This is a genomic window from Myxococcales bacterium (genome assembly GCA_022184915.1).
Taxonomy (GTDB): Bacteria; Myxococcota_A; Polyangia; order Fen-1088; family Fen-1088; genus JAGTJU01.
On the sequence record JAGTJU010000001.1, the window covers coordinates 310,174 to 321,655 of the forward strand.

Here is an 11,482-nt window from a genome sequence, read left to right on the forward strand (position 1 = left end):
GATGGCCAACGTGGTACCCCTGTGAAGTGCCCGGCCTCCCAATTCTGTCGTGAACAGGGTGTATCGGCGAGCTGCACGACTTGCCCGCCGACCCCGGCTGGCTGTACGGCGAGCGGCGCCAAGACCTGTAACGGCCTCGGTGTCTTCGAATGCACTACCGACGGCAGGGGCTGCTTGGTTCTATCCGCAGCGCCTGTCGCCGACTGCTCGAGTGCCATGCGGCCGACTGGCAGCACGGCCACGTGTGAAGGCGGTAAATGCGGCTACCTTTGTGCGACCAATGATGCTTGCCCCCAACCGGGTGCTTGGTCTTGCTCAGGGAAGGACTACCGCGTCTGTAGCGATGCCATGTGTCCCGCATGGTCTGCGGCCAATTCGTGCCCGTCTCGTCAAGTCTGCAGCGAGAGCGCGAGAAAATGCGAATGTCCTGCGCGACCGGCCCAATGCCCATCCGCCGGATCAGGGTATCGCTGTAACGGTGCCGCATCGGTCGAATGCGGCCAGGAAAACGGCTGCGTCTTTGAGATCGCGTCGACAGCATGCGCGAATGGCTGCAACGCCAGCAATGGACGGTGCTACCCGCAATGCAACCCCAACAGTTCGGAGCGTGTTTGCAGTGCGGACCGCCTCGCGCAGGAGGTGTGTAACTCGGAAGGTCGTTGGCAGCGACAGGCCTGCCAAACGAGCGAGATCGGAGCGGTCGCAACCTGCTCGGGCGGGTCGTGCGTTGTCGGGTGTGAATCCGCTGCGGGGTATCGCGCCTGCGCTGTGGGATGCTACAAGACGTGTCCGTCGTTCCGCGCGATCGAATTCGGCAGAAGAGACCCCTTCGAGGTTGGGATTAGCGGTGATGGCGAGGTTGTTGTCGGTCGGCTGAGTTCCAGTGACGAGCCAGAATCCGTTTTCCGATGGACGAACTCGGGTGGCGTTCAAGACCTGGGAACCGAGACGCTCCTCTGGGTGCCCGTAGACACGGACTTCGATGGTTCGGTTGTACAAGCCGGTTCCTTCGTTTGGCGAGCCGGGGTGGGTTTTAACTACGACGAAAGCATCAGGTACGGCACTGCCGTTTCGGATGATGGCCTTCGCCTTGTCGGTCACGAATCGGCCGACGGCTATTGGACGGATTCAGTCACTCGCTGGGAATTGACCAATTTCCGTCCGCGCAACATCAGTGGCGACGGGGCCTATGCAATAGGTTCGAGTGGCGATACGGCCATCCGCATGCTCTTGTCAGTCAGCGGGTCGACGAATCCTGAGTTTCTCTGGCTGAACGGAAGCGCCGATTTCTCCAGCCAATTCGGTAACGTCATCTATGGCGAGAGCGACGGCCCGAATGGTTCCCAGCCCGTGCGCTGGGCGGTGGATCAAGGCGTCGAAATACTAACTGATTGGGAACGGATATATTCAGTTGATGCCAACGGTGAGGTGATTGTGGGACTGGCCAAGAATGGAGTTCCCTCGGTTGGCAAGTACGGACAATCGCCGCTAGCCTTGCAGTCCCTTTTGACCGCAGCCGGGGTAGGTCTCGACGGGTACAGCATCACCAGTGTCGAGGGCATCTCAGCGGATGGCAGCATCGTCGCTGGGCTGGCAACAAAGCAGAGCAAGACGGCCGTGTTTCTGTCTAGATTGCCGAGACTCTGAACTGCCGAGCTCTTCGACGCTCCAAGGGGCCGGGGCGTGTCGTAACATATATGCAGCATCAGCGTAACCATTCAATCCGAAGACGGCGTGCTCCCCAGAGGCATGCTGGGAAGTCAGAATCGCACTGTACAGTTGGGTGAAGCCACAAGAGCCCCTGCTCCGCGCCCCTTCACATCGAGCCCGGAAAGTCTTTGCCGCCATGGATAGGTGGAGCGCTTTCGGTCCCACCCGACAACAACAATCCGGCGACAACCCCGCCCACCACCACGGCACCTACGCCTGCCCACAGCCAGGGACTGGCAAACACGGAGCCTTTTTCATCCTGGGGGGCCGCGGTTGCTTGCAGCCCCGTCGAAGTCTCAGCCTTCTGAACCGAGGCCGCCGTCGCGTTGGTGGAGAGGTCCACCAACGGCTGCAGAGCAACGCCAACGCGCTGATACTGGCCACCCTTCAAGGTAAAGCTGCGCACCAAGGGCGCGAAACCCTCTTTGCTTGCCAGGATATCCGCAACGCCTTCGTTCACGGCGATGGCTTCCGCCAGGGGAAGTTCACCGTAAACCACGCCATTCACAGAAATCGAAGCCCCCTCGGGCTGCCCAGACACTTCAACCCGGGCGACGTGAGATTTGACCGTCTCCAACGCGTCGTGCAGAACCATTCGGTTCTTCTCCACCCAGGGGTTTTCACGGTTTTCCAAGGATTCCGAAAGGTGTCGTTCAGCATCAGCCCACCGACCAACCGCCTGTAGGCACAAACCAAGCTGCCCGGCCGTGCGCCCGTTCGGATCCAGTTCGTGGGCTTCCCGGAAGACAGGAACGGCTTGTAGATCCTTGCCAACAAGCCGCATTTCAACCCCCTTCTTGACGAGCACCTCTGAACGTTTTGCGTCGGCGGCAGACACCGGCCGGCTTGTTGTTCCTGCGGCTGCTTCGGCTCCGGCGATGCTTTGCACGGTACGCTCGCTCAGCCCGAACCGAAGCGCTGAGCTTCCCAAGAAGGCAACGATAAAGGCAACGATAAAGGTTGCGAGCTGCCGGAAACGGATGGAGGAGGTCATCTGGAGTTTCACCGTCATGAGGACTAGACCTTGCGGCCTTTACTACCACGAAGATGCCGCCCTTGCGTCATCGTTTGGGACGCTTCGGGGCGCTTGTGAAGGCCCCTAAGGGGGGGACGAGTTGCGCTTAAGTCACTGGGTTCTGCGCTCGGGCTGCGCCGGCGCTGTCGGCCTCGGCTAGCGTGGCCTTGCCCGTGTTTGTCTCCGCGCGTTGGATGAGCATCCACTCCAAGTCACCAGCGCTGGAAGCCGAATCCGAAGCACCGAGCGCCGTGGCCGCTGCAGACGCGCCGCCCCAGAAGGACTCACTCCTGGCGAGCCCCTGGCTTTGGGCTGGCGTGGGTGCCGTGATCATTGGCGGCGTCGCCGCGGCTCTCGTGCTGTCGAGTGGAGGCGAAACGCCCCTTCCGATCCACGGGGGCGCTGATTTCCCTGGTTCCCGATGACTCCGTTCAGGCATTCCGCGCAGCTCCCGATGCGAAGTCTGACCCGAATGCCGCGGGCCCGACACTGGGGTCTCGTGCCTGCCTTCGGCGGCAAAACGACTCTAAAGGAGACATTCGAGAATGAACTGCACAAAAGCTTGTACGGGCGTTGACCCTTTTCCCCCTGGCCGCTTTCGTGGCTGCCTGTGGCGGTGACGACGACAGTGGCTTTCAGACCAGCATCGACACCGGAAAATCCATCGACCAGCTCACGTCGTCAGAATCGGCGCAGCTGTGCAAGGACCTCACATCCTGGGGCGAAAAGGCCGCAAAAGGCCTCGAACCCAAGTTCTGCAAACTGGTGGGGGTGTTCGCGGAGTCGAAGGCGGAATGTGAGAAATCCGTCAAGGACTGCATCAACGCGCCCAGTGAGCCTGACGACGGCGGCATGTGCACGCCGCCCACCAACTGCGACGCCACCGTGGCAGAGGTGCAGAAGTGCCTCGAGGATTCCATCAAGGCCTTGGACGGTTACCTCGACGAGTTCCCGTCGTGCGCAGAGCTCGCCAGCGACTCGGTGATGGAGCCCGCCGACCCCGGCGAGCCCGCCTCGTGCAAAACCCTCGAACAGCGCTGTCCCGATTACGCCAAACTGCTTGACGATGACGACCTCGACACCGACGAGTGAGTCGCGCGTTTCGGCGCCGGCCCCTCACCGGGCCAGAAGGTCGCGGGCGCGTTCTTGAACGGCCACCCCACCCCTGCGGGAGACCGTTTCGAGCAGTTTCCGATCGGTGCCCTCGGCGCTGCGGGCCAAACACCCCAATAGCTCCACGCTGTCCTCGACAGCCGCCGGTTCCAGGGCAAAGTGCCGGGCCGCCTGAAGCAAGGCCCCCTCGGGGGCGGCGGATTCGCCGTCCCCGCAGAGGCGCGCGGCTGCGGCCGATTGCACCTCGGGCGCCTCATCGTCCAGCCGCGCCACCCAGCCGGCACGCGATGAGGGGGTGGCGGGCAGGACCAACACGGCCGCGCGTCGGATCTCGGGCAGGCGGTCCACCAGCAGGTCCTCGGCGGGGGCAGGGCACACGGGCGCGCTGCGGGCCAAGGCCTGAAGGGCCGCCAACCTGACCTCCAGGGGGCGTTCGGGGGCTCCCGCCACGAAGGCGAGGGCGCTGCACACGGACGCCAGGCTGCGCGGGGGCACCTCCCAGCTCTCGAGGCTGTCGGGCTCGTGCTGATCGAGCAGCACGCCCAAGGTGTCGATGGCACGGCCGGCCCTGGCTTGCGCGGCCGGATGCGAAGACACGATCAAGCGGGCGACGTCGGGCAGCCACGCCACGGCACCGATCATCGCGGGCAACACCGTGAGGGCGGTCAAGGTGGCGTCGGCGGCTTGCGAGGCAGCACTCTCACTGGACGTGAAGGCCTGCTGCCACAGGCGCGCCGGCAGCAACATGGCCAGCCGCTGCGCCTCCCCCACGTTCCCGCGTGCGAGCTCGGCCTGCACACGCGCCCAGGACCCCACAAGGCGCCCAGTGAGCGGGTCGGTGAGGGCGGGAGCTGGCCGGGGCTCTGACGGGCTTCTTTCGGTGGGAAGCTCGGCGGCCGGCGATGACCGGGCGACGAGGCACGCCGCCAAAGACAGCGCCAGCGATATCGAGACTTTCATACGAAACCGGAGCGCCATGAGCGGATGAACGACCGGCCTAGTGTAACGCCCTCCGCGGCTCCGCGCAGTGCGGTTCACGGGCGCCTCCCGAGAAAACGGGGGCGCCCGCGTTTTCGGCACTAGCGCAAGCGATCGACCACGGCCTGGCCTGCGGTGCGGGTGTCGCTGGCCTTGTCCTTCGTGGTGAGGTCGGCGGTGAGCACACCTGCGCTCACGGCTTCGTACACCGCGGCTTCCACGGCCGCCGCCTCGGCTTCGAGCCCCAGCGAATGGCGCAGCAACATGGCCACGCTCAGGATGGTTGCGTAGGGGTTGGCCACGCCCTTGCCGGCGATGTCAGGGGCGCTGCCATGGATGGGCTCGTAAAGCCCCCGCTTGCCCTCGCCGAGCGACGCCGAAGGCAAAAGCCCCATCGAGCCCGCCAGCATCGAGGCCTCGTCGGTCAAGATGTCTCCGAACATGTTCTCGGTGACGATCACGTCGAAGTCGGCGGGGCGGCGGATGAGGAACATCGCGCAGGCGTCCACCAGGATGTGCTCGAGCTTGATCTCGGGGAACTCGTCCTTGATGACCCGCTCGGTGACCTGGCGCCACAGCCGCGAGGTCTCGAGCACGTTGGCCTTGTCGACGGAGGTCAGCTTCTTGCGCCGACCCATCGCGAACTGTGCCGCCGCGCGCACGATGCGCTCGACTTCCGCCACAGTGTATTCACAGACGTCGATGGCCCGCGTCTCTTCCCGCTTCTTTTCGCCGAAATAAATGCCGCCCGTGAGCTCGCGGACCACGAGCATGTCCACGCCTTCGAGCAATGCCGGCCGCAGGGGCGAGGCGTCGACCAGCTGCGGGTGAATCCGCACCGGGCGCAGGTTGGCGAACAAACCCAGCGCCTTGCGAATACCGAGCAAGCCCTGTTCGGGGCGCACCTTGGCCTTTGGATCGTCCCACTTCGGGCCCCCCACGGCACCCAGCAACACGGCGTCGGCGGACTTGCAGGTGGCGATCGTGGCTTCGGGCAAAGCCGTGCCGGTTTGATCGATGGCGATGCCCCCGATGAGGCCTTCCTGGAAGCTGAACTCGTGACCGAAACGGTTCGCCACGGCCTGAAGCACCTTCAGGGCTTCAGCCACGACCTCGGGACCGATGCCGTCGCCTGGAAGGACTGCGATTTTTGCTTTCATGTGCGTTTCCTGAGACTTGCGTGATGGGGTGGCCGGCGCGCCGGCGTTGGCCCTGGGGGCCCGGCACGGGCCGGGGGCCGGCCGGGGCGGCAGAACAGTCTCTACACTCGCGGGCCGAGTCAAGGGAAAAACCCGCGAGTCCTGGCTTGAAACGACCCCAAAGCGCGGTGCAGACTTGTCGAACGCTCCGCCCGCGCGGGGCGGCGGCAACCGGGGACGGTGACGATGGACAGGGACCTCGAGGCGGTTCGGGCCGAGCTCGAAGCGCTGCGGCGCGAGCGGGACGATCTGCGCATGCAGCTGGTCATGGCCCGGGAGACCCTGCGGGAAGAGCGCGACAACCAGCGTGCCCTGGTGAACGCCCTGCCGCTTTATGTCTTTAGAAAAGACCGGGAAGGTCGCCACATCGACGTGAGCGAGAGCCTTGCCCGCAAGCTGGGGATGAGCGCCGCCGCCATCGAGGGGCGTCTCGATGCCGAACTGTCGCCGGGGCCGCTGGCAGACAAGTACCGCCGCGATGACCTGCGGGTGATGCGCACCGGCGGGACGCTAAGTGACATCGAGGAGCATAACCCCAAGGACGGTGAGCCCACGTTCGTTCAGGTCCACAAGATGCCGCTGCGCAACGCGCGGGGTGAGGTCATCGGCGTGCAGGGCTTCTTCTCCGACGTGACGGCGCTCAAGCGCGTGGAGCTGGCCCTTTCGCGGCGCACGCATGAACTGGAGACCGCGCTCGCGGCGTTGAAAGCGAACCACGAACACCTCGTGGTCACCGAACGTATGGCCAGCCTGGGAAGACTGACCGCGGGGATCGCGCACGAGATGAACACGCCCCTGGCGGCGGTGCGGGCAGCCCTGGCCGAGCTCAAAGCGCTGGTCGAGGAGTACGGCCGTTCAATCGGGGACGCCGAGGTCACGATCACGGACCACCACGAGATCGAAAAGGAGATGAGCCATTGTGTTCGCCTCGCGGAGGCCGCCGCAGCCCGGGCGGCCAGCTTCGTGACGGGGGTCAAGCTGCAGACCCGAGATCTCGGGGCACGTACGCCCATCGAGTTCGATGCCGTGGAGTCGGTGCGTGGGGCGCTGTCCCTCGTGGCCTACATGGTTCGCCAGGCCGGTGCGCGGTTGGTCTTTACCCCCGAAGAGCCCGTGATGATGCTTTTGGGAGATCCCGCCCGTTTGGCCCAGGTGGTGACCAACCTCGTCACCAACGCGGCTGACGCCTGCCGGGAGACGCGCGACGCGCAGATCCACGTCGAGTTGGGGCACCAGCCTACGCGCACCTTGGAGTTGCGTGTGCGTGATACGGGGTGCGGTATGTCGGAGGAAGTACAGGCACGCATGTTCGAGCCCATGTTCAGCACGAAGGCACTTGGCCGTGGCACTGGATTGGGGCTTCCCATCGTGAGAGACATCGTGAAGGCTGACTTCGGGGGAGAGATCACGGTGCAAAGCAAGCCCAAAGAGGGAACCACGTTCGTTGTCTCGTTGCCGGGGCGAAGGGGCATGCCACATGGCGCGTAAGTCCAGCGTACGTCCTTCCACGGGACGAAAGATCTTGCTCGTCGACGACGATCTCGACTACTTGCAGGCCACGACGCTGGTGCTCGAGCGCGAGGGGCACACCGTGCTCACCGCGCAGGACGGCAAGAGCGCTCTCGGCATCTTGCGGCAGGGCGGTGTGGATCTTTGTCTTCTCGACTACGTGATGCCGGACATGACGGGAGACCAGGTGGTCGAGGCGCTGCGCGTCCAGGATCCGCTGGTCCAGGTGATCTTGCAGACCGGGTACGCCAATGAGCAGCCGCCACGCGATCTGCTGCGCCGGCTCGACATCCAGGGCTACTTCGACAAGAGCGAAGGTCCAGAAAAGCTGCTGCTCTGGACCGACGTGGGGCTCAAGGCCGCCCTGGCCGTGCGCACGCTGAACCGCGGACGCCAGGGCCTGCAGCACATCCTCGACGTCACGCCCGAGCTTCACCGCATCCAGCCCCTCGAACAGCTGCTCAAGGGCGTTCTCTTGCAGCTCTCGGGGTTCATGGGTGCCGGCGATTCCTTTGTGGCCGTGTTGCCCGAAGCACGACAAGCGTGCAGCCCGCAGGGCTTCTTGGCGCTCCTCGAGGAGGACCTGGGCCTCGTCATCAAGGCCAGCACCGGGACCTTCGAGACCAAGAGCACGCTCGATGAATGTCTGTCCCCCGAAGAGATGGACCTCGTCAGACGGGCGCTTCGTGAGGGGCAGATGTCGCGCGATCACACATGCACCGTGCTTCCCTTGCGGGTGGGGGAGACGCTGGTGGGTGTGGTGTTCGTGAACCAGCTCGGCACCGATGCGCGTGACGAAGAGCTCTTGATCGTGTTCGCCAATCAAGCGGCCGTGGCGATCCAGAACGCACAGCTTTACGAGATGGCCACGATGGACCCCATGACCGGCGTCTACGTGCGCCGGTTCTTCGAGCAGTGGTTGGCGCGCGAGCTGCGCAACGCCTTTCGCCGCGTGGCCCCACTGACCTTGCTGCTGCTCGATTTGGATCGCTTCAAGGTCATCAACGATACCGCCGGTCACCCCGTGGGCGATCAGGCGCTGGTCGCCACGGGCGAAGCTTTGCGGCAAGCGGTGCGCGCGGGGGACGTGGTGGGGCGTCTGGGCGGCGACGAGTTCGCGATCGTGCTACCCAACACCGATACCGAAGGCGCAAGAGCCGTGGGCGAGCGTGCCGTGGAGCTGCTTCGCGCCCAACACGTGATGGCCGAGGGCAAGTGCCTGGCGCTGGCCGGGAGCGTGGGCTTGGTGGAACTGCTGCCGCACGCCTTCGCGCCCGACGCCGTGCCTCGACCGCTCGACCGGCGCTACTTCGACGACATCATCAAGCAGCTGGTCACGTGTGCCGACGAGGCGCTTTATCGGGCCAAGCGTGCGGGCGGCGGTCGGGTGGAGCAAGCGACGCCGCTCGCCTGGGCACCTTTGCCCCAAGGGGACGGAAACCACGCGCTCTTGGCGCGCCAAAGCTCGTGATAGGGCAATTAGCCGGGGCTGTCGCGAAAGCCCCGCGCCAGCGGATACCGCCATCCCGTGCCGAACGCCCGGGGGGAGACCTTGAGCCCGGGGGGCATCTGCCAGCGCTTGTACTCCGCCAGCCGCACCAGGCGCAGCACCTCCGACACCAGCTTGGCGTCGAACCCCGCGCGGACGAGGGCGTCGGCGTCCAGTCCCCTCTCGAGATGGGCCTCCAAGAGAGGATCCAGAATGTCGTAGGGGGGCAGGGAGTCCTCGTCTTTTTGGTCGGGCCGCAGCTCGGCCGAGGGCGGCTTTTCGATCGTCGCCCACGGGATCACCTCGGCGTCCCGGTTGATGTAGCGGGCGAGTGCATAGACGCGCAGCTTGAAGACATCGGCCAACACGGCCAGCCCGCCGCACATGTCTCCGTAGAGCGTCGAGTAGCCCGTGGCCAGCTCACTCTTGTTGCCCGTGGTGAGAAGCAGTCCGCCGAACTTGTTCGAAAGCGCCATGAGTGTGGTGCCGCGCAGGCGCGCTTGCAGGTTCTCCTCGGTCACGTCGGGCGCCCGGCTCCCGAACGCGGGGGCCAGCGTAGCGAGGAACGCGGCGAAGGGCGCCTCGATCGGGATCTCCGAGAACCGCAGGCCCAAGGTGCGCGCCAGGGCTTCGGCGTCCGTGCGTGAGCCCTCCGAGGAATAGCGCGAGGGCAAGGCGACGCCGTGAACGTTGTCGGGCCCGAGCGCCGCGGCCGCCACGTACGCCACCACGGCCGAATCGATGCCGCCCGAGAGGCCGAGCAGCGCGTGGGAAAAGCCGCAGCGGCGTGCGTAGTCGCGGGTCCCGAGGACCAGCGCGCCAAAGAGCGCGGCGTCTTCACTCGCAGGCGGGCGCAGCGGGCCCGTGCGCGTGGCCAGATCCACCACCACGAGGTCCGCTTCGTTTTCGTGGGCCCGGGCGACGACGGTTCCTCGTTCGTCGAGCACGAGCGAAGCCCCGTCGAAAACCAGGTCGTCGTGTCCGCCCACTTGATTCACGAACACGAAGGGCTTTCCCAGCCGGCGGGCGCTGTGGGCGAGCATGTCCACCCGCTCTTGCCGCTTCTGGAGGCCGAAGGGCGAGGCGCTCAGGTTCACCAACACGTCGGCCCCGGCGGCCGCAAGGTCTTCCAGGGGATCGTGTGGGTAGCGGCGGCGGGGCCAGAAGGTCGCATCGTTCCAGGCGTCTTCGCAGATCGAGATCCCCAGACGCCAGCCGGCATGCTCGACCACGGTGGGTCCGTCCCCCGGTTGAAAGTAGCGATCCTCGTCGAAGACGTCGTAGGTGGGCAAGAGCCGCTTGCGCGCGACCGCCTTCACCTCGCCGGCGACCAGCAAGGCGGCGCTGTTCCACAGCGGGCGTCCCCATGGGGACTCGGGGCGTCGCTCCGGGAAGCCGACGAGCACGGCGGTCTGGCTCCCCACCCGGCGGCGCAGCTGTGTCAGCGCGTCGTCGCTGGCCCTCAAAAAGGCCTCCCGGGTCAGCAGATCCCGCGGGGGATAGCCGCAGAGCGCCAGCTCCGGCAGCACGAGCAGCTCCGCACCGTCCGCCTCCGCTCCGGCCAAAGCGGCTTCGATGAGCTTCAGGTTGCCGGCGAAGTCGCCCAGCGTGGGGTTGATCTGGCCAAGCGCAATTCTCACGGGCCGCCATCTAGCACGAACGTCCTCATCGCGACACACACACGCTCCGGGCGCTCTGCGCTGTCGCACCGCGAATCGAGCTACACTCGGCCGCATGAGTGACGAGCCTGCGCTCTCGGATGGAAAAGCGTCTCCCTCACCCGAGGCGTTGATCGCGAAGACAAACCGATTTTACGCCCGCTACGGCGCCGAGGTGGAGAACCTGCGGCTCTTGGTCGAGGTGCATCTTCACCAGATCGTGCTGGCCTATTGCCTGGACAACCGCTTGCCCCGTGAGTCCATCGACGTCAGGACGCGGGTCAAACCCCTCACGAGCTTCATCGAGAAGCTCGAGCGCCATGGGTGGCCAGACTTCTATTACCCCACCGACGTGATCCAAGATCTCATCGGCGCACGCGCCGTGTGTTGGTTCATCGAAGACTGCTACGGCCTTTTGCGCTTCTTGAAGGAGTCTCATCAGTTCGTGATTCGTGCGCACTCCGTCGAGGACTACATCGCGCGACCGAAGGCCTCTGGCTACCGAGCGGTGCACGTGTTGGCCGACTTCACCTACGATGCCGTGGCCCGGTCTGACGGCCGCCGGCGGCTCACATCGGCTTCGATGGTGTGTGAAATGCAGCTGCGGACGCGCCTTCAGGACGCGTTTGGGCAAATGACCCACGAGTTTCCCTACAAGGAGACGAACGAAGAGCTGGCACGGCAGTATGAGCAGCAGGTAGGCCACATCGCCGAGGCCTTGGCCGAAGAAGACAAACGCGCCTGCGCCCTGCGTCCGCTCGTGCAAGGGGCTTTCTCCCACGAAAAGCGGGTCGGCGTGCGGGGCTAGCGG

Annotated in this window: 10 protein-coding genes; 6 read left to right on the forward strand and 4 right to left on the reverse strand. The window is 65.2% G+C overall.

The features are described from left to right. Window positions 1–1,026: 1,026 nt before the first annotated feature. Entirely contained in the window at window positions 1,027–1,647 is a 621-nt protein-coding gene (locus tag KA712_01385; protein MCG5051588.1) for a hypothetical protein, read from the forward strand. 169 nt (window positions 1,648–1,816) lie between these two features. Here the strand turns inward: KA712_01385 and KA712_01390 are convergent, their stop codons facing one another. After that, window positions 1,817–2,722 (reverse strand): PEGA domain-containing protein, encoded by a 906-nt coding sequence (locus KA712_01390; GenBank protein ID MCG5051589.1) that lies wholly within the window; start codon window positions 2,720–2,722, stop codon window positions 1,817–1,819. 197 nt (window positions 2,723–2,919) lie between these two features. On the opposite strand from KA712_01390, the gene KA712_01395 reads away from it, so the two are divergent. Next, on the forward strand, window positions 2,920–3,150 hold the full coding sequence (locus KA712_01395) for a hypothetical protein (GenBank protein MCG5051590.1): 231 nt from the start codon (window positions 2,920–2,922) through the stop codon (window positions 3,148–3,150). A gap of 148 nt (window positions 3,151–3,298) precedes the next feature. Further along, on the forward strand, window positions 3,299–3,817 hold the full coding sequence (locus KA712_01400; GenBank protein MCG5051591.1) for a hypothetical protein: 519 nt from the start codon (window positions 3,299–3,301) through the stop codon (window positions 3,815–3,817). 24 nt (window positions 3,818–3,841) lie between these two features. On the opposite strand, the gene KA712_01405 is transcribed toward KA712_01400, so the two are convergent. Both KA712_01405 and leuB read right to left on the reverse strand, forming a co-directional pair. Continuing rightward, window positions 3,842–4,816 (reverse strand): hypothetical protein, encoded by a 975-nt coding sequence (locus KA712_01405; GenBank protein MCG5051592.1) that lies wholly within the window; start codon window positions 4,814–4,816, stop codon window positions 3,842–3,844. Window positions 4,817–4,917: 101 nt separating this feature from the next. Then, window positions 4,918–5,976, reverse strand: coding sequence for a 3-isopropylmalate dehydrogenase (gene leuB, locus KA712_01410; protein ID MCG5051593.1), 1,059 nt, complete (start codon window positions 5,974–5,976; stop codon window positions 4,918–4,920). 219 nt (window positions 5,977–6,195) lie between these two features. Here leuB and KA712_01415 point away from each other — a divergent pair, with 219 nt between their 5' ends. Next, window positions 6,196–7,503 (forward strand): PAS domain-containing protein, encoded by a 1,308-nt coding sequence (locus tag KA712_01415; protein ID MCG5051594.1) that lies wholly within the window; start codon window positions 6,196–6,198, stop codon window positions 7,501–7,503. Continuing rightward, a complete protein-coding gene (locus KA712_01420; GenBank protein ID MCG5051595.1) occupies window positions 7,493–8,995 on the forward strand; it encodes a diguanylate cyclase in 1,503 nt (500 codons plus the stop codon). Before KA712_01415 ends, KA712_01420 begins: the two co-directional genes overlap by 11 nt. Window positions 8,996–9,003: 8 nt before the next feature. Here the strand turns inward: KA712_01420 and KA712_01425 are convergent, their stop codons facing one another. Then, window positions 9,004–10,749, reverse strand: a complete 1,746-nt coding sequence (locus KA712_01425) for an NAD+ synthase (GenBank protein ID MCG5051596.1) — start codon at window positions 10,747–10,749, stop codon at window positions 9,004–9,006. Here KA712_01425 and KA712_01430 point away from each other — a divergent pair. Next, complete coding sequence (locus KA712_01430; protein MCG5051597.1) at window positions 10,748–11,479, forward strand: RelA/SpoT domain-containing protein; 732 nt, start codon at window positions 10,748–10,750, stop codon at window positions 11,477–11,479. The two genes, KA712_01425 and KA712_01430, sit on opposite strands and share 2 nt — an antisense overlap. Window positions 11,480–11,482: the final 3 nt, after the last annotated feature.